This is a genomic window from Vibrio sp. QJM3NY_21 (assembly GCF_057785975.1).
This window is the reverse complement of the sequence record NZ_CM173513.1, coordinates 1,739,640-1,761,029: the sequence shown is the minus strand read 5'-3', so window position 1 is coordinate 1,761,029 and position 21,390 is coordinate 1,739,640. Positions and strand designations below refer to the sequence as shown.

Below are 21,390 nucleotides of genomic sequence, written 5' to 3'. Positions count from 1 at the left end.
TTCTATATAACAAAAAAGAGGATTTTCATTATGACGTCAGTATCTATACATCAATTCAAACATTGGCTTAAGTTTCACCCTAATTCTCGAATTAGAAATGTGTTTATCATTTTGAAAAACATCAGAAGCACAGAGCTACCTACCCCTCAAGTACTTAATCGCTGCCTATACCAAGCACACAAGCTTGTCGTGAATTTGGTTTCTGGTTTTACTCGGTTCTTCTACTGGACACCAGCTTTCAAAGGTCGTGTCGCTCAATGTGGCAAACGTCTGTACTTATACGGTGGCCTCCCTTTCGTGAGCGGTCCGGTACAAATTACGATTGGCGATAACTGCCGTATCTCTGGCCACACGACATTCTCTGGTTGTACCCAACCACTTGAAGGCTTGGAACACCCACTACTGTCGATTGGCAACAATGTAGACATCGGTTGGCAATCGACTATCGCAGTTGGAGGTAAAGTCGTTATCTCCGACAACGTACGCATCGCTGGCGGCGCTTTCCTGTTTGGATACTCTGGACACCCGCTTGATGCAAAACGTCGAGCACTAGGTGAAGGCGATGACCCTCAGCAAATCGGCGACATCATTCTTGAACAAGATGTATGGCTAGGCACCAATGTTACCGTTAAAGGTGGCGTAACCATCGGCGAAGGTGCCGTAATAGCCGCAGGCAGCGTGGTAACAAAGAACATCCCTGCCTTCGCAATCGCAGGCGGCAACCCTGCTCGAGTTGTCGGTCAGATTAAATCCGTTGAAGTGACAGAGTCCGATGTATTCGATTCGTTAGAGACTCATGGAGGCGACCATGCGTGATTTAATCGTATTTGGTGAAGACTTTGGTGGCCTACCTTCATCGACTCAACACTTGGTTCGCCACTTAGCTAAACAACATAAAGTCTTATGGGTAAACTCTATTGGTCTTAGACAGCCAAGATTGTCAGTTAAAGACATCAATCGTGCATTCAATAAACTGACAGGGCGAAGCAACGCAGTTACTCAAAACATGCTGGATCCACAAAACGTCGCTGATTCAAACGACCAAGGCAACATAACGGTCGTGAACTTGAAAACCATTCCTGCGCCTTCTTCTAAGTTGTCTAGAAAACTGGCTCAGCAAATGATGTTACGCCAGTTGAAGCCAGTTATTGCCGAGCTGAAGCTTCATGCTCCTATCTTATGGACTTCCCTTCCTACCGCTGTTGATTTGTGCGGACACTTAGGCGAGTCAGCGGTTGTTTATTACTGCGGGGATGACTTTAGTGCGCTCGCGGGCGTTGACCACAAAACTGTCGCACAGCATGAATTGGAATTGATTGAAAAATCAGATCTGATCTTCGCTGCTAGTGAAAAGCTGATGGGCAAATTCCCTAGTGAGAAAGCGCAACTCTTACCACATGGTGTCGATGTCGGGCTATTTTCTACACCAGCTCCAAGAGCACACGACTTGCCAAGCCACCACCGCCCGATTGCAGGTTTTTACGGAAGCTTATCTCAATGGCTGGATTACGACATGGTCAAACATGTGGCGACAGCAATGCCGGAATGGGACTTTGTATTCATCGGCCCTAATGAGCTTGATACATTGTCGTTGCCTAACCTCGATAATGTTCATTACTTGGGGCCTCGCCCACATCACACGTTGCCAAGCTATTCACAACACTGGGATGTGAGCCTATTACCTTTCGTGGATAACGAACAGATCCGAGCATGCAGTCCATTAAAGTTGATGGAATACCTAGCCGCGGGGACTCCTATCGTGACCACCCCTTTTCCTGCAATGGTTCCTTATAAGAATCACGTTACGTCCGTTGATAATGGACAACAGATGGTCGAAGCTCTCGAGCAAAGCCGTCACCTTGAAAACTCGCCAGTATCTGTTGTCTCCAAAGACAGTTGGCAGAACCGCGGTAACTTCGTACATTGGATGTTGGAGCTATTATGAATAATCTGAAATTGCGGTTATTAGTCATCATCAATGCCATGTGGCGCCAACGCTACGTTATTGTTCTACCAATCCTTATTTTGCCCTTTATAGGCTTTGGTGTGAGCAAGTTGGCTCCGACTAAATATGACGCGCATACCAGTATGTTGATTCAAGAAACGGCCAAGATGAATCCATTCTTGGAAGACATCGCCGTTTCTACCATGCTCAAAGACCGCCTTAATGCGTTGAGAACACTACTTCATAGTCGACATGTGCTTTACTCGGTCGCTGATGAACTGCAATTAACCACGCCCGATATGCCTGAAATTGAGAAACAAGAGATCATTACTGACCTATCTCAACGTCTAACGGTGACTCAGCTTGGAAAAGATTTTCTAAAAATCAGCTTAAGCTCAAACACGCCAGATGGAATGGAAGCGACGCTTCGTTCGGTAAGTGAACATTTCATTGAACAATTGCTCGCTCCGGAACGTTCGTCGATTGAAGACTCAAGCAACTTCTTGAAAATTCATATAGATAAGCGCAGTGCTGAACTTGAAGTTGCAGAAGAAGCCCTTGCCTTATACATGAATGAGAATGTTCATTCGACGCCTGAGGTACAAAGCCAAAGTTTGAATCGCTTAGCGTCACTCAAGCAAACACTGGCAGAAAAAGAGGCCGAGTTATCCGGTGTTGAAAAAAGCTTAGGGTCAATCGATCAACAGCTTTCAAAAACCAACCCCGTGATAGGTCGAATAGAAGATCAGATCATCGACATTCGTAGTGAACTGGCTCTACTTCAAGCCAAATACACAAACAAACACAGTGCCGTACAAGCTAAAGTTCGTGAGCTAGACAGACTTGAAAACGAGAGAAAGAGTTTGCTCGATGTAACCCAACCAACGATGAACAGCGACCAGCTTTGGGACATTGCAAGTAGCACGACACTGAACAAACTGTCGGATACCCAACCTCTTTTGGTCACCCAGCTACACAGCTTACAACTGGTTCGAGCTCGCTTTGAATCTTTGACAGAAGAGACTAAAAGCCTTCGTACTATGATTTTTGAATTAGAACACAAGGCGAATAACTTCGGTGAGAATGCAAAAGAGATGTATCGCCTTAAACGTCAGGTAGACATCAAGCGCCAGCTATCCGATGAACTCACAGAGCGTTATGAAATGGCTCAACTAACGGGTTCGCTTGGTGTATTCGAGCAAAACAAACGTGTGAAGATCATCGATTTACCCTTCACGCCTAGTATCAAATCTAACATACCTTCTTTTGTGTTTGTTCTGGCTGGTTTCGTTGCCGGTATCGGCCTTGGCATTGGGTTAGCGATATTGTTTGAGCTGTTTGACTCTTCAATCAAGCGTAAAGATGAAATTGAAGAAATCTTAGGTGTCCCTGTGATTACTGTTATCCCTAAAATGAGTTGATTAGCCTTAAAGTCATTTTTTAACTTGCTAGCTTCTTAGCTTCTTAGCTTCTTAGCTTCTTAGCACTAAACGCCAACACTCGGTTGGCGTTTTGCTTTTATAAAGCCTCAATTATTAATCCCACTTTCGATTTCCCCAAGCACCATGATTCAAACAGCCATTCATTCGTATTCTGTTTTGATTCCCATTTTGAGAAATGAAAATCGCCCCAGAATCACTCACCATAAGCTACTGAAATATAGCAACTATTTAATTGGCACAACTCCTGCAATCTCCTTGTGTAGTCAAACGTTTTAAAGAAGTTACTTCAAGAGAAACGTCAGAAAGGCGAAACAAGAATTATAAAGGCAGGGTCCAAATTATGAATAACCAGATAACAAAGCATGGCAAGAAGATCATACACGTTGTTCAGCACCTTGCCCCAGGTGGATTAGAAACCTTAACGTTAGATTTGCTGCGCCTTGCTAAACCAACAGACCAAGTGTTGATCGTCAGTCTTGAAGGCACGAAAGCAGAATCCATCGCAAACTGGCCGAAGCTGAAGCCTTACCACAACCAAATCGTGTTTTTAGACAAAGAGCCCGGTGTTCAATTCAACATCATCATAAAACTCATCAAAGCATTTAGAGGAATTAGCCCTGATGTTGTTCACACGCATCACATAGGCCCACTGCTCTATGCGGGTTACGCTGCCCGCGTATCAGGGGTTCCTACTCGAATTCATACTGAGCATGATGCATGGCATTTGAAAAATAACAAACGTCGTCGCTTACAAGCATTAGCACTTAAAGCCGCTCAGCCAACTTTGGTGGCCGATGCAACCCGTGTTTACAACCAACTTCGCTCTGCCTTTTCATACAACAATATCATCACGATCAAAAACGGTGTGGATTGCGAGAAGTTCAAACCGATGTCAAAAGCAAACGCGAGAGCAACACTCGATCTACCAACCGATAAACACATCGTAGGTTGTGCGGGACGTTTAGAACACGTGAAAGGTCAAGACCAACTGATTAAAGCGCTTACCTTACTTCCTACTAACACCGTTGTCGCATTGGCTGGTGATGGTTCAAAACGCAAGCAACTGGAACAACTCACTGACCGCTTGAATTTGAGCGACCGTGTGATCTTCCTTGGCCTTATTGAAGACATGACCACCTTTTACGGCGCTTTGGATACCTTCTGTTTACCTTCTCGTCATGAGGGGCTGCCACTTTCTACACTAGAAGCTCAGGCGTGCAACATCCCTACCGTCGCGATGAATGTAGGAGCTGTCGATGAAACCTTATGTCCAGTCAGCGGCGTCCTCGTCAAAAGCGGCAGCATTGTGGGGTTAGCTAGTGCGCTATTAGAAAAGCAAAATGAACGCTTTTTATCACCTCGTCGTTACGTACTCGACAACTTCGACATTGTAAAAATGGTTGCCTCTTACAACGATATCTCAGAAGGAGTTTGCGCATGATCGACTGGTTGCTTGCAGGACTTTGCTTATTCTCTGGTGCGCTGATTGTCTACCATCACGCTGCCTATCCACTGTTACTGCGTTGGTATGCGAAAAGTCACCCGGCGCGTCAAATTGAAGAGAGCCATCGTTGTTATAAAGACGAACAACAAGATTGCACACTACCCACCATTACCATTCTTGTGCCGGCATTTAACGAAGAGCAATGGATCGCAGATAAAGTTCGTAACCTTGCTTCATTAGATTACCCAAAAAAGAAGCTACAAGTGATTATTGCTTGTGATGGCTGCACTGATAACACGGTAGAAATCGCCGAAATGACGATTCAAGAAGCGATGTGCAGCGATATCTATTTCGAGATACATGACCACAAGACCAACCGAGGAAAAGTTGCGGTTATCAATGAAGAAGTGACAAGTATAAAAAGCGACATTACGGCGCTAAGTGACGTATCAGCCCTTATTTCACTGGATGCATTGCTTATTGCAGCTGCTCATTTTGAAAGTGACAAGGTTGGTGTGGTAAACGCAACGTATCAACTATGCCCTACAGGCAATGAAGGTGAAAACGCCTACTGGCAGTATCAAACAGCCGTTAAAGAATCTGAGGCATCATTAGGTTCTAGCTTAGGTTCTCATGGCGCTTTCTATTTGTTTAGAACACACCTGTTTGAACTGCTTCCACTCAACACTATTAATGACGATTTCATCTTACCGATGCAAATCGTTAAACAAGGTTACATCGCAGAATACGAAACCCAAATGGTTGCATTAGAGCTAGAAGAATCAAATTTAGAAACAGACTTCAAAAGAAGACTTCGTATATCAGCGGGCAACATGCAACAAGCGATTCGATTGTTTGGCTTGTTCAGCCCTAAGTTCAAGGGCATCGCGTTTGCGTTCTTCTCAGGAAAAGGACTTCGCCTCCTAACACCATATTTAATGATCGTGTGTTTAGTGTGTTCCATCTTACTTAGTAACTACTTGGTATTTGAAGCACTGTTATGGGCTCAAGTTACCGTTTATACCATTGGCGTACTTGGTTGTATCTTGCCAAAGCGTCTAGTAAACAAACCTATTTCATTAATCTCTTATTTGATAGTTGGACACTATGCCAACTTCATTGGTGGCATTCGTTACCTAATCGGACTAGAAAACTCACCTTGGACACGAGCGAATCATTAAGGACTTATTATGATGAACATTGAACAGCTATCTACTCAAAACTTATACCAATACAAAATCTCACGTGCTAAACGTACGTTCGATTTCGTGAGTTCACTAATTGCTTTGATTTTGTTAGCGCCAGTATTTCCATTGATAGCGATGGCAATCGCACTTACTTCTCGCGGTCCTATTTTCTACCGCCAATTGCGTGTCGGTAAATCTACGCCGGAGAAAATGGCAATCTTTGAAATCATGAAGTTCCGTAGCATGTACGAAGATGCAGAAACGCGTTCTGGCGCAGTCTGGGCTACCGCGAATGACCCACGAATTACACCCGTTGGACGCTTTTTGAGAAAAACACGTCTTGATGAACTCCCACAGCTGTTCAATGTATTGAAAGGTGAAATGTCTCTAATTGGTCCACGGCCTGAACGCCCTACTTTTTACACCAAACTAGAAAACGAAATCCCTTACTTTGCTGACCGTACATACGGCGTAATGCCTGGCATTACGGGGCTTGCACAAGTAAATCAAGGTTATGATACCTGTATTGATGATGTACGTCGTAAAGTGGGCTTTGACCATAGTTACGCATTAAGCCTATGTTCTGTTAGGTCTTGGATTGCCGCTGACCTCTCCATCATTTCTAAAACAATCATTGTGATGGTCGACGGTCGAGGTCGCTAAACTAATATGGTGTGAGGTGAAAGAACAAGTTGCCAAGTCCAAGGTAAAAAATAGAGCAATTTTGTCCGTTGTGAACACAAAGCCAGCTTTGATAATGGTTGATCAGCTGGCTTTTTACTGTCTTAAAACAAGCCAAAACCAAGAACGCTTCGATTTTAAAATCCAATTGGTATACGATGCCAACATACTGTTCTAAAAACGATTAAATGCCGTTGTTATGAAAATCGAAGATCTTAAGCTATTTACCACTGTAGTCGAACTGGGCAGTTTTACTGCCGCAGCCAATGCACTTGACCTTCCCCGAGCTAACGTTAGCCGTAGAATTAATGACCTTGAGAAGTCTCTCGGCATTCAACTGTTTTTTAGAACTACACGAAGCCTCTCCTTAACCAAATCTGGCGAGCTCTATTACAAAGAACTACTCAATGCATTAAGTGCGCTCGACAAAGCGAATCATGTCGCTTCCAACCTTTCAGAAGTTGCACACGGGCAAGTTAAGATTGGTCTATTGCCTGAAACCAGCGACATCATGCAGTCGACTCTGTTTAAATTCCAAGATATGTACCCCAAGGTTGAGCTTGATATTCGCAACATTAGTAACGGCTTTGTCGACATGTACCGTCAAGGGTTAGACCTCGCTATGCATGGTGGTACGTTGAGCGACGCTAACGTGGTTGCTCGTAAAGTGATGGTTCTCCAACGTATTTTTGTCGCAAGCCCTGAGTTTCTAGAGAAACAAGGCAAGCCCTCAAACCTAAGAGAGCTCACCAATTACCCATTTGTTTGCTTCAGGTGGCCAAGTGGCGACATCGATAAACAATGGGACATCAAAGATCACATCATCAAAGTTGAACCTTCGGTCGTCAGCGACAGCATTGGCTTCGTGAAAGGCGGTGTAATTCGACATAGAGGCATCGCGTTGTTACCAGAACTCTTGGTACGACAGCAACTTAAAGACGGCAGTCTGATTAACTTGTTCCCCGACGAGAATCTTCAAGAAGAAGAAGCATGGCTGCTCTATCCTCAGCGTAAAGCGTTAAGCCATTCAGCACAGCTTTTGATTGATTTTTTATTACAAGAGCTTCCGAAATTATAGTTATTGTAACGAATAATGTGACAGTGTTTCACGTGCAGACTAGATTATCTAAACAAGACTGAAAGATAGAATTACTCCATAAATTGACAGGAGTAATCCATGAAGCCTATATCTCAGCATTCACAGATCTTTCAACAGACACCCACGTTTAAGCACTCGCCTATTCTTAAACATGCACCTACCTTTCGACATACAGTCATTGCACTAAGCCTAACCGCTCTGTTTGGCTGTAATGACTCTGAGGCGACGATAGCTCAAAAACAAACGCGCCCGATTCAAGTGATCCAACTTGAGCCTCTCTCTCATGAAGTTGAAAAATCGTTCACAGGCAAATTGCAGTCATCAGAAACGGCTGGTGTCGCGTTTCGAGTGCCTGGCACTATTCAAAAAATGATGGTCTCGGTTGGTGATTCAGTTAAGAAAGGCCAACCACTTGCGCAGTTAGACCCTCATGATTATCAAGTCGCGTTAGAAGAGTTACAAGCACGAGCACTCGAAGCGAAATCTGCACACAAATTAGCGAAATCAGAACTTGTACGAGTAAAACAAGCCATCGCTGATAATGCGATTGCCGATGTTAATCTGGATCGTGCAATCAGCGGTTACGAAAGAAGTGAAGCGGCGGTTAAAGTCGTAGAACAGAACATACGCCGTGCGAAAGATTCGATTCGTTATACCCAACTGCTCGCACCCTTCGATGGTGTGGTTGCGGCATCTAACTTCGATCAGTTTGAGCAAGTTCTGCCGGGCATTTCGGTTTTCACTATCCACAACCCTGATCAGCTTGAAGTTAAAATCCAAGTCCCAGAAAACTTGATCCATGAGTTCGAACCGAATCAAACCGCTGTTATTAATTGGTATGGCTCAGAGGAAAAGTTGATTGGGTACGCCGCTGAAATTGCCACGTCACCTCACCTGATCAAGCAAACCTACGCGGTTACCTACCATGTAGAAACAACCAACAAGTCAGTGTTGCCAGGAAAAGCCGTCACACTGACAACTCAACTTGGCGAAGCTAGCAGTAATTTTTGTTTACCGTATTCAGCGTTGGTGAATCAATCTGGCATCGAGCAAGTGTTCACGGTTAAGAACGAGCAAGCTCATGGCGTGACTGTGGACGTGGTTTCGATGTCCCAAAATACCGTATGTGTTGAATCAACGCTCAACGATGGTGATTTCGTCGTGGTGAGTGGTGCTCAGTACGTCATGGAAGGCCAACACTTCTCCGATATTCAAGTTAAGAGTCTGTAGGTAAATCATGATGAATCTAGCTGATTTTGCGATCAAACAACGCACCTTCATCCTGTTTTTCACTGCATTGAGTGTTATCGCAGGCCTGTTTTCTTACTTTGATCTTGGCAAGCTCGAAGATCCAAGCTTCACCATCAAAACGGCCGTCGTAGTAACGCTCTACCCCGGTGCTTCTGCGGATGAAGTGGAACAGCAAGTTACTGATACCGTCGAAACTAAACTGCAAGAGATGGGATCATTAAACCGACTTCGTTCGCTGTCTCGCCCTGGCATGTCGATGGTGTTTGTCGATCTCAAAGAGTCTCTTAATTCAAAGGCGCTTCCTCAAGAGTGGGACTTATTGCGTCGCAAAGTCTCTGACATGAAGCTGTTACTACCTTCGACTGCACAGATCAGTGTCGTACAAGACGAGTTTTCTGAAGTCTACGGCATGCTTTTCTCTATCCACAGTAAAGATGCATCGCCAGCTGAACTAAGACGTTACGCAGAAGAGTTGCAACGTCGAATTAAAACCGTCGATGGTATTAAGAAGATCGAATTACACGGCGTTCAACCACGCGTTGTTCATATCGACATCCCAGATGAAAGGTTAGCGCAATACGGCCTATCTATCACACAAGTTTGGTCGCAGCTGAATACGCAAAACATGGCGTTCGATGCCGGTAAGTTTTCAGCAGGAACTGAACGAATCCGAGTTCAACAGTCGAGTGAGTTTGGCTCATTAGAAGACATCAAAAACCTGATGATCAAAGGCGGCGTGAGTGAATTAGGAACCAGCTTAATCCGCTTAGGCGATATTGCAGACGTCACCATGGGCTACCAAAAGCCAATGATGACGGAGAACCGCTACAACGGCGTACCTGCAGTCACATTAGCGATGAGCCCAGTCACCGGCGTAAACGTGGTATCACTTGGTGATGAAATCAATCAAATCGTCAGCGATTTTCAAGCAACCCTGCCGTTAGGTGTTGATATCGCGACAGTTGCTAACCAGCCGGAAGAAGTTCAGAAATCGATCGACAACTTCGTAAGTAACTTGCTAGAGAGTGTCGCGATTGTATTCATCGTCCTGTCTATATTCATGGGGCTAAAAAGCGCAACCATTGTCGGCTCAAGCTTACTGCTGACTATCTTGCTGACGCTTATCTACATGAACATCGCGTCAATCGATTTACACCGAGTTTCGCTAGGTACCTTCATTCTTGCGCTCGGCATGTTGGTGGATAACGCCATTGTCATCACCGATATGATGATTGTGAAAATCAACAAAGGCATCGACCGAACCAAAGCCGCAATTGATTCTGTTAAAGAGACCGCTACACCACTCTTTGGCGCGACAGTTATCGCTATCATGGGTGCGAGCCCTGTTATCTTTTCAAAAACCGATGCCGCTGAGTTCGCAAGCTCAGTATTCCTAATTATCGCCTCTTCACTGTTACTGTCTTGGCTAGTCGCAATGACCTTTACAGCTTTGATGTGTTGGTTCTTCATTAAGCCAACTAAGCAAGCTGACAATACCAAAGTGAGCTTATACCGTAAGAGCGTAAACTGGACGGTAGATAACCCACTCAAAGCACTTGCGGGACTCATTCCGCTGATTTTGGTCACTGCATTGGCTATCCCGAATATTGCCGTTAACTTTATTCCACAAGCCGACAGACCCATTCTGTTCTTAGATTACTGGCTGCCCAATGGCGCCAAGGTTGAACAGACCTCAGAAGACATGAAGCGTATCGAACAATGGTTGTTAGAGCAGCCGGAAGTCGAGAGTATTTCAACGTACATTGGTGCTGGCGCTCCTCGTTTCTCAGTGACCATTGAGCCAGAACCGTTTGACTCTGCTTACGGTCAGATCTTGATTAACGCGACCGATTTCCCGTCACTCAGCCCGCTGATTGCGCGTGGCGACAAATGGTTAATGGCAGAGTTTCCAAACGCCGATCCTCGCTTTAGAAGCTTAAAGCTTGCGACTTCGGATAAATTCAGTGTTGAAGCGCGTTTTTCAGGTCCAGATATCGAGGTACTGCACGGCTTATCTGAACAAGCGAAAGCTATCTTTGCTCGACACCCAGACACCAAGTACGTGCGTGACGACTGGCGTCAAAAGAGCAAAGTGCTAGAACCTGTCATCAACCAAGACAAGATGCGCCTTGCTGGCATCAACCGTGCAGATATTGCATTCGCGATGAAACGTGCGTCAGAAGGCATGCCGCTAGGTCGTATGAACTTAAACGACGAACTGGTGACGATTCAACTGCGTGGTACAGAAAGCTCTATTCAATCGCTAGAAACTTTGCCGGTACGTTCTTTATTGGGCATCCACAGCGTTCCACTAGGTCAAGTCATTGACGGGTTTGAGCTTACAAGCGAAGAGACCATGATTTGGCGTCGCGACCGAGTAAAAACCATCACAGCACAAGCTGGCGTTGGTCGCTACACCACACCTGCAGCAGTGAGAGACTCAGTTAAAGAACAAATAGAATCCATTCACCTTCCACACGGTTACCACTTGGAATGGGGTGGCGAATATTACGACGAGCATAAAGCGGTCAGCGATATTCTTAAACAGCTACCTAAAGCGATGTTGTTGATGGTGATCATCCTAGTGGCGATGTTTAACGGCTTCAAACAGCCAGTGATCATCTTCACCACCCTACCACTCGCGGCGACGGGTGCAACGTTCAGCTTGTTGCTGTTGGATAAACCGTTCGGCTTCATGGCGTTGATTGGCGCGGTAACCTTGACCGGTATGATCATCAAGAACGGCATAGTGTTGATGGACCAGATCGAGCTTGAACGTAAAGACGGTCGCTCACTGTCAGACGCAATTAAAGAAGCAACCGTGAACCGCACTATGGCGATCTCGATGGGAGCACTCACCACAGCACTTGGCATGATCCCGTTGCTTAGTGACCTGCTGTTTGATCAGATGGCGGCGACCATTATCGGTGGCTTGGCTGCGGCAACCGTGTTGTCTCTGTTTGTAATGCCTGCGCTGTACAAGCTCTTCTATCGAACTGAAGAAAAAAAGACAGTGGCTGAAGCTATTAAAGATGCTGTAGTTGTACTCGATGCAACGCCTCAGTCTACAAACATCGGCACTCCAACCTCATTCAACAAGGAGCAATAAACATGTATCCATTAACTAAGTTTAAAGTGGCTCCTATTGCTCTTGCCTTGTTGCTGACAGGTTGTGCGGTTGGCCCTGATTACGATGAACCACAAACGACCATGGCTGAGACCTTCTTATATAGCCAAGGTGACGTGAACCAAAACGAACAGCACAATCATTGGTGGACACAGTTCAATGATCCAACGCTCAATCAATTAGTGGCCGATGTTCAAAGCCAGAATATCCCGCTTAAACTGGCCGCTGAGCGAATCAACATGGCGAACTCATACAAAAGCGTTGTTGAATCATTCAAAGTCCCGACCATCAATGTCGGCGGTGGTTATTACAATTACCAACTGAGTGAGAACGACTCCCTACTCGGCCCGGTATTTGGCGCCTCTGATGCAGTTGAATCAGCGACGGGCATGTCGTTATTGGAAGCCCAACACGATGGTGGGTTCTTAGGCGCAAGCATCGCATGGGAAATGGACTTGTTTGGACGTATCGATAAGCAATCCAACGCGGCGACGATTCGAGTTGAACAAGCCGAGATATTCCAATCGGGTTTGAACACCTTGATCACTGCCGATGTCATTCACAACTACCTGCAATATCGTGGCGCTCAAGAGCGAAAAGCGATCGCACTAGAGAACATTTCCGACCAAAAGCAGACTTTAGAACTGGTCACCAAAGTTGTTCGTAGCGGCTATGGCTCGGAGTTAGATCTTGCTCAAGCCAAAGCCATGCTTGCCGCGACTGAATCCATTGTTCCTCAACTTGAAATCGCAGAGCAAGTTCACAAACAACGTATGGCAGTGTTGTTAGGCGAATCACTTACGAGCGTGAACCAACGTTTAGCGGGTGAATTTACGTTACCGAGAATGAACGATGTGATTCCGACAGGCTTACCTTCTGACTTGTTAGAACAACGCCCAGACATCCGAATTGCAGAACGAGAAATGGCAGCCATTAACGAAGAACTAGGCGCAAGCATTGCCAATCGCTATCCAAAATTCTTCCTAACGGGCACGCCAGGTGTGACGGCCGGAAGTTTTGATGATCTGTTCAGTAGCGACTCATTCGGTTGGGCGGCATCTGCAGGCATCAGTTGGAATGTATTCGATGGTGGCCGAGGCGAAGCCATGGTGGAAATGAACGAAGCAAGGTTCCGTTCTGCAGCGCTTAACTACCAACACTCGGTAGACAGTGCCTTTGCAGAAGTCGATTCAAGCTTGTTTGCCTATGGCCGTAGCCAAGAAAACCAAAAGCGCATCGATGAAGCCACCCTCGCCGTCGACAACGCAGTGAGCAAGGCAAAGTCGCTCTATAAAGCAGGCCTAGTCGATTACTTGTCGGTGTTAGACGCACAAAGACAACAAAAAGCGATGCAAGATCGCCAAGTAGCCGCCAAGCTTCAAACCGCCAACACCACGATTGCGGTGTATAAAGCGTTAGGTGGCGATTGGAAAGTAGCGAATGAAACACAGAGTGTTGAATTAGCCCACGTTAACTAGGCTCTTTGTTCTCTACTTAATGATGTAATAAGCGTAAAAAAATACCGCCGTTGATTACGGCGGTATTTTTGTGTAAGCACGTTATGCGTTTCGAGGGCCGAACATAATAATCGCCATACCGAGTAGTGCAACTGAGCCACCGACCAGGTCCCACGTTGTCGGCTTTTCGCCATCAACAAGCCACAGCCATATCAGGGCAACAGAAATATACACACCGCCATATGCTGCATAAACACGACCTGTCGCGGTTGGATGAAGCGTCAATAACCAAGCAAACAATGCGAGGCTTATCGCAGCAGGAATCAATAACCAAATGCTCTTGTCTTCTCTCAACCAAAGATAAGGTAGATAACATCCTACAATCTCGGCGACCGCTGTAAGTACAAAAAGACCGACCGTTTTAAATTCAATCACAACTTACCTTTATCAATTTAAATGCAGAAAACACTATCGATGATCCATCCAACAACAACTCCCACACACCACAGATGCCCCTCTTTTAGTTTCAATGGAACATAACGTTGGTTGGACGAATGCTATTTTGGCGCTTCTGATGCTGTAAAGTTGGTTTTAAAAGTGAAGGCATACGGCGAATCACCAATTTCTCTGAGGTGTTCAAGTCGCTCTATCGCTTCTTCGAGTGTGGGAATATGGTCTGCTTCAATCCACCAAAGCACATAAGTATCTTCAGGTAAACGATGAAACCAGTCACCCTTTCGGCGCATAAAATCACGGTGATGTGTGCGGAACATGAAGTTCTTTAACGAATCCACAGAGTCCCACACCGACATGTTCACAATCATATTAGGATCATCGAAAGCTTGGATATTGGTGGCGTCACCAGATTCATCTTTCAGACGCCAAACAAACCCTTCACTGCTTTCTGCGATTCCATTAACCAACTCTAAGTTATCGACAAACTCTTTTATTTCTCGCGCATCTAACGGGTATTTCGCCAGAGCGATATTTAACTGAGCTAATTTCATAATGTTTCTTCCTTGATAAATTATGAGTAGCAAATTTCAAACGCACCGACTGATACTAAGACAACTAAGGAACCGTCACGCCTTCAACTTCAATTACTGAGTTAACATTAGCGCGCTCGATTATCTTGAGCAGCGTCGTTTGGATTAGCTCATTATCTCGGATTTCGGTTTCACAAGAAAAACGCTCTTCTTGAACACCATCGCCCTCACCCAGCATAAATTGAACTGCGACTTCCGTTGCAAGATCTTTGGTCGCCCCGTAATACGCTAACGTGATTTTTGGGTATCCGTTGTCGCCTTTTTTAACCTGCTTTGCGATACGTTTTTTAGCTTTATCTAAATTCATACAACTTCCTTTAAAGACTGAAATACAAGGCGACTAGAACACAGAAAACCAGTTTCAGGGATATGATGAATCAAGTCTTGATTTGTATTTTCGTACTCATCTAAGTCTGTTTGACCGTGAGCTAGATATACACCACCCATCACTACGCCTAACTTTTGTGTGCTCATATAATTAATCGCCGCACACTTGTTGTTGAAAGCCAATAAATGGTCTGAATATTGGTTAAGTAAACGAAGATCAGCAAGGTCAATATTGTTAGGCATCTCGTCTGAAAACAATTTATCAACCAAGTTGATCACCACATCGTGGATTACGGTCAAATCATTTGTTGGGTTTTCCAGTACAACAAGCTCAATCCTTTTGTCTACGCAAACCTGAGACAGTTCTTTGCTTTGTTCAGCAAAAGTACCTGAAACAAACAATGCATCGAAAAATGAGTCCGATAGCGAAGAAGCGGTGAGTGTATCGAATGGTAAGAAGGTTCCGTTGACTACAGAATCTAATTCCGGAAGTGAGATGGCTAACTGCAATTCATCTATTTCTGACTCTATTGGTTCAAACATTTAAGTCCTATATCAATGAAATTCTGATAGTTTCAGTAACGATATACTAAACCTCTACAAATCACATTAAGTAACACTATATAAAGCGCGATGCATTGGGAACAGTTTAATGTGGCCATGTTGATTTTTACTTATTAAGGCTAAGTGGAGCTTTAAAGATCTTAACTCTAGAAGGGGCGACTTCAAGCATAATTTTTAAACGTCTTGCGTTGTAGAACCACTAAGTTAAGCAACAGACAGCGCGTAAGAACTACGCGCCCAGAAGCGGAAGATGTTTTCGTTGCTGATAAGTTAAAGCCAGCTCCAAGCACTGCTTAATAGACGTTTTTGGAAGTGGTTCAGTTAGGTTCAAGACGATTGCCCGATTACCTTGAAATACCAATGTGCCATCGTGCAATTCTCTGAATGTGTCGATTAGCTTCGTTTGGCAGTTAAAGAACAAGTAATAGTTGTTTGGCGATTTTAATTTCCAATCGATTCGAATTGGACTGCCCGTCTTAACGCTGTAACTCGGCTCGCCCCATTTCAGAGACTCTTCGACGTCACCTAAATCCAAATCAGAGCAAAGTTCAAAAATTAATGCACGCAACTCTTCAAGCCGAGCTCGAACATCATCGGGATACTCGTCGAAATGTGTTTTGATTGCTTGATCCATTGAACCTCCGATTCATTTGTTGTGATATTAAGGAGCTGCTAACTCAAACTATGCTTGGCCATATAGCTTGTTAAGTGTCCTGTTGAACCCAAACAACATTTTCATTTGAAGTTGGAACCTCAAACCAAGACCAAAACAGATCTAACATTTCAGGTGTCATTTCATAAGACTTACCATTCAATTCCGAGTTGCGGCTAAATGCTCTCTGCTTACAAGTCTCAAACGGAACATCAAGGTAGTGAACTTCGCTGTCCACGCCTAGGTTTGATGCCCAACTTGTAAAAGAATCTCGATCAGACTTTCGCCAAAAACCGAAGTCAAAAATCACCGGAACATCCAAGGAAAACAGCTGCATTGCAGAGTCCTTGAATAAACCTTGAAGCGTAGCCAGCCGGCTATCAAAAACCTCACGCTCCATATGCTCGCCATACAAAGGAATCATCCACTCATCAATCGAGACACGAAAGGCGCCATGCTTTTCTGCAAGTGCTTTAGAGTAAGTCGTTTTACCCGAACCGATAAAGCCACATACGAAGTAGATTTTAGTCATGATTCCTCTTTTGCTCATAGGTAGAGTTGTAGTGTGAACACGCTTACACCGGGCCTAAGCACTACCATAAAACTGTGGATGCCAAGCGTCATAATTCATTCTTAAAAGCGTTTTTACCCGGAACTTCTCGTGCATAGTGTCATCATTGTTTCAGACACGGACTGTCCTTCTATAAGATAACAACCTGGGACTTCTCCAATCACTTCGAAACCACATTTCAAATACAAATTTTTCGCAGGAAGGTTATTCGAGAGAACATTGAGATCTAACCAATCGATACTTGGGCTCTCGTTACAAAACTCAGTCACGCACTTAATCAGCTCTACACCTAACCCCTGCTTTCTTAAGCTCGAATCAACACCCATCCCCAGAAGTACACGATGAAACTTATACTCTTCACTGTAATGACGTAAGTCTATATGACCAAACACTCGTTCCTTAGAGTCTTTGATTACCCAGAGCTTTCTCCAGCCATTTTCACCAAGGTTTGCCTCAAAACCATTTCGAAACTTGTCTTTAAATTGTTCTGAAACAACACAATTCTCTTTAGAGATCGGTTGGAAAAGTGGAGAATCATCATCCGCATTCTCAAGAAGCTGCGCTCCTATATACTCGAAGAAAGACTCTAGATCAGACCGACTTGCTTCCACTATTCTCACGCAGTCTCCTTTTTACGCATGATTATTTCTTTTAGAACGGTACCAATACTGCTAACTACAAACGTAAAAGCAGACACCACAATTGACCCATAAAAATCAAACGCACCGTCTGTCATAAAAAAGTACTGATAGATCGCAAAACCAGATCCAATACTTACAGCTAACTGCATATTTCTGAATATTAGTTGTTTCATGTTTATTTCCTCGCAGCAAACAACCGAGTAAGTAACGCGACCCTCAACCCAAACTAAAAATACTTAAACTGAAATCAAGCGTTGAGCACCATTTTAATTGCTTCGTTATGTTAGTACTCTCGACATGATGACAATATCTATTAATTCATCTTCGACGAGTACAGCTTTACGCTTTGTACCTTCGATTTCAAAACCGAATGATTTGTACAACGCCAGTGCCGCTTTGTTGTTAGCGTGAACTTCTAATTCAAGGCGAGCTAAATCGAGTTCATTCTCACAATAAGATAACAAGTGCCCCATTAAGAAACGACCAACACCTTTACCTCGTGACGCTTTGGCAACAACAATACCAAAAGACGCTGAATGCTTGAGCCTTGGTTTTTCAGTCGTGATAATAGCCAAGTGCCCAAACACTTCTCCACCGGTTTCAACAGCCACGAAATTGTGCTGGCTACCATTGAACATTAAGTCGAATTCTTCCCGTTTTATATCGGGTGAATAGCGATTGTTGTTAACTACCTCCTTCTCAATATAAATATCATATAAGGCTGATAAATCAGCTGGACTCATTGCTCTAACTTTCATAAACCACCAGAAATTATAAACAGAATAAACGCCCTACCAGATAACGAACAACGTTACCAATGCACTCAAACTTACCACCAAAATCAAACTTACCACCAAAACCAAATAACCTAAACCAAGTTAGAAGTGATAAACGTTGTCAGTTTGTTTAAGTTGATTGTGATATAGAGGCGATCCACCAATTTTTTTGACATGTTGAAACCTGTAACCTCAAAGCCAACATCTTGATACAACTCCAGCGCACGTTCATTGTTACAAGTAATCACAGGCGCTTGTTACATATGATGTCATTACACGAATGCTAATTACTTTTTGGAATAACCTCTATTCCAAAATACTAATTCCAAATTCAATTTCAATTTGACAACATCAAGCTATAGAAAAGTTAAAGGAGTAACTCTAAAGAATATCTACCGTTAATTGAGGCAATATGAAATCTAACACCGTTATACCAATGCTATTCTCAACATTAATTTTCCCTCTATCAGCGCAAGCTGAAAGCGAACAGTTTTCAGGTCATCGAATTGGCGTAGGTCTTGCGAACACAGTCGAAGTATACAATGGTAGCACTTACCACGGCGACTCAGGCTTACACTTAGAATACGGCTATGACTTTAATCGCATCGTAGGCTTGCAAGTTGATCGAAATGTATCAGGTTCTAATCTTGGCTATGGATTCAATGTCGACACTGTAACTTGGAAAGTGGGAGCTGACATTGGCTATGCTTTTAACTTTTCGCGTTGGGATTTGAAACCCTATGGTGCTATTGGACTTCAAAGCTCTAATATTGATTACTCTTACGGGAATCAAAGCCAAGATACAAGTAGCACCTCTCTCTACATAGGTCTGGGTGTCCGAGCACATTTAGATTCAGGGGTATATTTTGATATCAAAACAACCGGGTTTCAAGTTGATAGCCCATACGACACTGATATAGGTCAAGCATCATTGACGGTTGGCTATAAATTTTAGTAGTTAAACCCGCGACTCTCGGCTTGGCCAGGTTTAGTCGCGAAACAAGACTCTACTGGAGGAAAACCTCGGTTAGGCCGAATAACCAAACACGGTGATAAAGAATTACGAACGCTGTTAGTTCACGGTGTTAGAACCGTGATTGCCAGACTCGGTAACAAGCAAGATAAGTTAAGTCCGTGTTCTGGAACAAAGAGGAATGAACCGAACAATAGTGGCACTTGCCGCGAAGAACGCACGAATTATATGGTCGTTTTACACAATCAAACAGAATATAAAAACTATGCTGCTTAAGTAAAAACTTAAGCAGCATAAAGAGTTAAACCCACCGGGTCATTGCAGACGCTAATGATGTAGATAGGTTAAGACCACTTGCGGAGAGCCTGTTAATGCGGCGGACACACTAGATGTCATCTAACGAAAAGGCACCGCAGTCGCGCAAAGTCATCAGGGCCACGACGTATGCGAATCGTCGATAAGTAGGCCGAATGTAGAGCGGCAGTCCAAAACCCATCAACATAAGTTTAGCGGATGTTTGACAACCGGGGGAATCCATGTGGCCGCGTTAAGTGGTGAGGCGCGCAATACCAATGCTTCCGGATACCATCTTAACCACTAAAACCAACGCATAGTAAAAGTGCCACGCGTGCCGAATCACTCTTGAACAATTTGTTATGCCTGTCCTAAAACGCGCTCAATAAAAGCTGACTTTTTTCGACGATACTCTTCTTGAACTCTACCTGTACAAGATATTTTGAGTTCATTGTATTGTTGAACCAACTCAGGGCTTTCACGCAGTTTGTCCCTAAACCTCACAAAGAAGTCAAATTCTGAGCCATTCGCTACGACTTGAAAAGCGACATCTTCACCTGAGCTATTTTCTAGCATGCAAAGCTCTGGAGTTCTTAGCGTATTAGATTTTTCGTTGAAACCTAAAGTAGAAAGTAACTTCACTGCTTTTTCTAGCTCGTTACCGTTAACACCAACAAGTATATCTAGGTCTCCCTTAGATACAGCATTAGGGATAGAAGAAGCTCCAATATGCTCAATTGTTGCGCTTGGAAGTAAAGCGGCTATCTGAAGTTCGTACTTACGATAGAGATTTTCACAAGATCCCTGATACTCATCTGCTTTGTAAAACTGCATATTTTCTCCCAAAAGGCATAACGTTCGCTTAAGTTGTGAGCAACGAAACAGGACTGTCCGCATTGCACCGTAAACACTGAACCAATTTGAACTAAAAATGGCACACGTTGCGAATCAGCTTGAAGCGCTTGTTAGGGCTGAAGTTCAAGCGTTTGCTTTTCTTTGAAGTACAGGTACAAAGGCAACCCACACGACACACCTACTGACAACGTTCCCAACACCGCAAGATACCAGTACTTAATCTTGTTTCTTTTAGCATCTACTACAATGAAACCTAACAGCGCAATCGCAGCAACGATTACATCAAGCCAAGCAAATATGCTAATGGGATTTACGAACGCTTCTTTCAGCAATAGAGAAATATCGAAACCATTCGTCGATAGCCAAGGAATAAACGCACCATAAGGTAAGAGCACACCTAAAAATGTTAGAATCAAATAAAATCGTGCCATATCGCAGCCCTTGTTAAATTGTCGAATTAAGCCCTAACGCCGCCTTAAGCTGTGAGTGAACGTGTGCCATGCCTGAGCGATAGCGAGTTCGGCACGCGTTTACGAATCAGTCTTGAAGGCTTTGTTATGTGAATTTACACAACGCATAGATGATTTAAAGGAGCCCAAGCTAATTCTTCTGAGCCTCCTAATTTCCTACTCCAGATCCAACCGTTTAACTCATGCTCTTTTACCAAAACTTCACCAATTGACAAACGGTGCTCTTTAGCAAAATAGTCTTTAAGTACCGTTACTTTGCCATTATCAATAGATAATATTTGTTTAGGAATCCAACCTTCTTTGTTTTCCCCTCGACAGAAAATCCAGTTTGCCCAATCACCTTCTGGATTAGACTCTTCTACAAACTGTAGTTTCTCGCCTTTTACTACACTAATAGGTGATTTTGGATCATCCTGATATTCTTTAACGACTTTGTATTCCATTGCTTATTTTTACTCCATTCACATAACGCCTTGCTAAGGTGCGGCTAACCACCACGAAACCTAAGCAAAGCCACCTTAATCACCAAACTCAACCAAACCAAACCAAACCAAAAGTGACAAAGGTTAGCCGTCACTCTTAAGCAAT

General features: G+C 44.0%; 23 protein-coding genes and 1 pseudogene. 12 read left to right on the top strand and 12 right to left on the bottom strand.

Annotation, left to right across the window (positions count from 1 at the left end):
- The first annotated feature begins 30 nt into the window (after window positions 1-30).
- The 10 genes from AC3CID_RS08075 (at window position 31) to AC3CID_RS08030 (ending at window position 13,654) form a co-directional block, all read left to right on the top strand.
- Window positions 31-816, top strand: a complete 786-nt coding sequence (locus AC3CID_RS08075) for an acyltransferase (protein WP_017094511.1) — start codon at window positions 31-33, stop codon at window positions 814-816.
- The gene (locus AC3CID_RS08070; RefSeq protein WP_171308266.1) at window positions 809-1,945 is read left to right on the top strand and encodes a glycosyltransferase; all 1,137 of its coding nucleotides are present in this window, start codon (window positions 809-811) and stop codon (window positions 1,943-1,945) included. Before AC3CID_RS08075 ends, AC3CID_RS08070 begins: the two co-directional genes overlap by 8 nt.
- A complete protein-coding gene (locus tag AC3CID_RS08065) occupies window positions 1,942-3,366 on the top strand; it encodes a GumC family protein (RefSeq protein WP_488527259.1) in 1,425 nt (474 codons plus the stop codon). The genes AC3CID_RS08070 and AC3CID_RS08065 overlap by 4 nt, the downstream gene beginning before the upstream one ends.
- A 361-nt stretch (window positions 3,367-3,727) precedes the next feature.
- Complete coding sequence (locus AC3CID_RS08060; protein WP_171316343.1) at window positions 3,728-4,828, top strand: glycosyltransferase; 1,101 nt, start codon at window positions 3,728-3,730, stop codon at window positions 4,826-4,828.
- Window positions 4,825-6,012, top strand: coding sequence for a glycosyltransferase family 2 protein (locus AC3CID_RS08055; RefSeq protein WP_114633535.1), 1,188 nt, complete (start codon window positions 4,825-4,827; stop codon window positions 6,010-6,012). Before AC3CID_RS08060 ends, AC3CID_RS08055 begins: the two co-directional genes overlap by 4 nt.
- A 9-nt stretch (window positions 6,013-6,021) precedes the next feature.
- Window positions 6,022-6,681 (top strand): sugar transferase, encoded by a 660-nt coding sequence (locus AC3CID_RS08050; RefSeq protein ID WP_488527258.1) that lies wholly within the window; start codon window positions 6,022-6,024, stop codon window positions 6,679-6,681.
- A gap of 217 nt (window positions 6,682-6,898) precedes the next feature.
- On the top strand, window positions 6,899-7,777 hold the full coding sequence (locus AC3CID_RS08045; RefSeq protein WP_054547772.1) for a LysR family transcriptional regulator: 879 nt from the start codon (window positions 6,899-6,901) through the stop codon (window positions 7,775-7,777).
- Between the two features lie 99 nt (window positions 7,778-7,876).
- Window positions 7,877-9,028, top strand: a complete 1,152-nt coding sequence (locus tag AC3CID_RS08040; protein ID WP_488527257.1) for an efflux RND transporter periplasmic adaptor subunit — start codon at window positions 7,877-7,879, stop codon at window positions 9,026-9,028.
- A 10-nt stretch (window positions 9,029-9,038) separates the two neighbouring features.
- Window positions 9,039-12,158: an efflux RND transporter permease subunit gene (locus tag AC3CID_RS08035; RefSeq protein ID WP_488527286.1), complete on the top strand. Its 3,120-nt coding sequence runs from the start codon at window positions 9,039-9,041 to the stop codon at window positions 12,156-12,158.
- Window positions 12,159-12,160: 2 nt separating this feature from the next.
- Window positions 12,161-13,654, top strand: coding sequence for an efflux transporter outer membrane subunit (locus tag AC3CID_RS08030; protein ID WP_488527256.1), 1,494 nt, complete (start codon window positions 12,161-12,163; stop codon window positions 13,652-13,654).
- An 81-nt stretch (window positions 13,655-13,735) separates the two neighbouring features.
- On the opposite strand, the gene AC3CID_RS08025 is transcribed toward AC3CID_RS08030, so the two are convergent.
- The 9 genes from AC3CID_RS08025 to AC3CID_RS07985 form a co-directional block, all read right to left on the bottom strand.
- The gene (locus tag AC3CID_RS08025; RefSeq protein WP_004733816.1) at window positions 13,736-14,068 is read right to left on the bottom strand and encodes a YnfA family protein; all 333 of its coding nucleotides are present in this window, start codon (window positions 14,066-14,068) and stop codon (window positions 13,736-13,738) included.
- 122 nt (window positions 14,069-14,190) lie between these two features.
- Entirely contained in the window at window positions 14,191-14,640 is a 450-nt protein-coding gene (locus AC3CID_RS08020; protein WP_488527255.1) for a DUF3291 domain-containing protein, read from the bottom strand.
- A gap of 64 nt (window positions 14,641-14,704) precedes the next feature.
- Entirely contained in the window at window positions 14,705-14,986 is a 282-nt protein-coding gene (locus AC3CID_RS08015; protein WP_171313027.1) for a hypothetical protein, read from the bottom strand.
- Window positions 14,983-15,549 (bottom strand): hypothetical protein, encoded by a 567-nt coding sequence (locus AC3CID_RS08010; RefSeq protein WP_488527254.1) that lies wholly within the window; start codon window positions 15,547-15,549, stop codon window positions 14,983-14,985. The genes AC3CID_RS08015 and AC3CID_RS08010 overlap by 4 nt, the downstream gene beginning before the upstream one ends.
- Window positions 15,550-15,799: 250 nt before the next feature.
- Window positions 15,800-16,204: a DUF1801 domain-containing protein gene (locus tag AC3CID_RS08005; RefSeq protein ID WP_488527253.1), complete on the bottom strand. Its 405-nt coding sequence runs from the start codon at window positions 16,202-16,204 to the stop codon at window positions 15,800-15,802.
- A 70-nt stretch (window positions 16,205-16,274) separates the two neighbouring features.
- Window positions 16,275-16,754, bottom strand: a complete 480-nt coding sequence (locus tag AC3CID_RS08000; protein ID WP_488527252.1) for a P-loop nucleotide/nucleoside kinase family protein — start codon at window positions 16,752-16,754, stop codon at window positions 16,275-16,277.
- Between the two features lie 113 nt (window positions 16,755-16,867).
- Window positions 16,868-17,413 (bottom strand): GNAT family N-acetyltransferase, encoded by a 546-nt coding sequence (locus AC3CID_RS07995; RefSeq protein WP_488527251.1) that lies wholly within the window; start codon window positions 17,411-17,413, stop codon window positions 16,868-16,870.
- Window positions 17,410-17,607, bottom strand: coding sequence for a hypothetical protein (locus AC3CID_RS07990; protein ID WP_285954199.1), 198 nt, complete (start codon window positions 17,605-17,607; stop codon window positions 17,410-17,412). The genes AC3CID_RS07995 and AC3CID_RS07990 overlap by 4 nt, the downstream gene beginning before the upstream one ends.
- Before the next feature lie 105 nt (window positions 17,608-17,712).
- Window positions 17,713-18,177 carry a GNAT family N-acetyltransferase gene (locus AC3CID_RS07985; protein WP_146491575.1) on the bottom strand — a complete coding sequence of 155 codons (465 nt, stop codon included), beginning with the start codon at window positions 18,175-18,177 and terminating at the stop codon, window positions 17,713-17,715.
- Window positions 18,178-18,622: 445 nt separating this feature from the next.
- Here AC3CID_RS07985 and AC3CID_RS07980 point away from each other — a divergent pair, with 445 nt between their 5' ends.
- Entirely contained in the window at window positions 18,623-19,165 is a 543-nt protein-coding gene (locus AC3CID_RS07980; RefSeq protein ID WP_488527250.1) for a porin family protein, read from the top strand.
- Window positions 19,166-19,183: 18 nt separating this feature from the next.
- Window positions 19,184-19,459 (top strand): annotated as a pseudogene (locus AC3CID_RS07975) (transposase); the annotation flags it as partial.
- 378 nt (window positions 19,460-19,837) lie between these two features.
- On the opposite strand, the gene AC3CID_RS07970 reads toward AC3CID_RS07975, so the two are convergent.
- The 3 genes from AC3CID_RS07970 to AC3CID_RS07960 all read right to left on the bottom strand — a co-directional run bounded on the left by AC3CID_RS07970 (window position 19,838) and on the right by AC3CID_RS07960 (window position 21,245).
- Window positions 19,838-20,311 (bottom strand): GrpB family protein, encoded by a 474-nt coding sequence (locus tag AC3CID_RS07970; protein ID WP_488527249.1) that lies wholly within the window; start codon window positions 20,309-20,311, stop codon window positions 19,838-19,840.
- Window positions 20,312-20,442: 131 nt separating this feature from the next.
- A complete protein-coding gene (locus tag AC3CID_RS07965) occupies window positions 20,443-20,763 on the bottom strand; it encodes a DUF2834 domain-containing protein (protein ID WP_473575332.1) in 321 nt (106 codons plus the stop codon).
- A gap of 134 nt (window positions 20,764-20,897) precedes the next feature.
- On the bottom strand, window positions 20,898-21,245 hold the full coding sequence (locus tag AC3CID_RS07960) for an SH3 domain-containing protein (RefSeq protein ID WP_488527248.1): 348 nt from the start codon (window positions 21,243-21,245) through the stop codon (window positions 20,898-20,900).
- Between the last annotated feature and the right edge of the window lie 145 nt (window positions 21,246-21,390).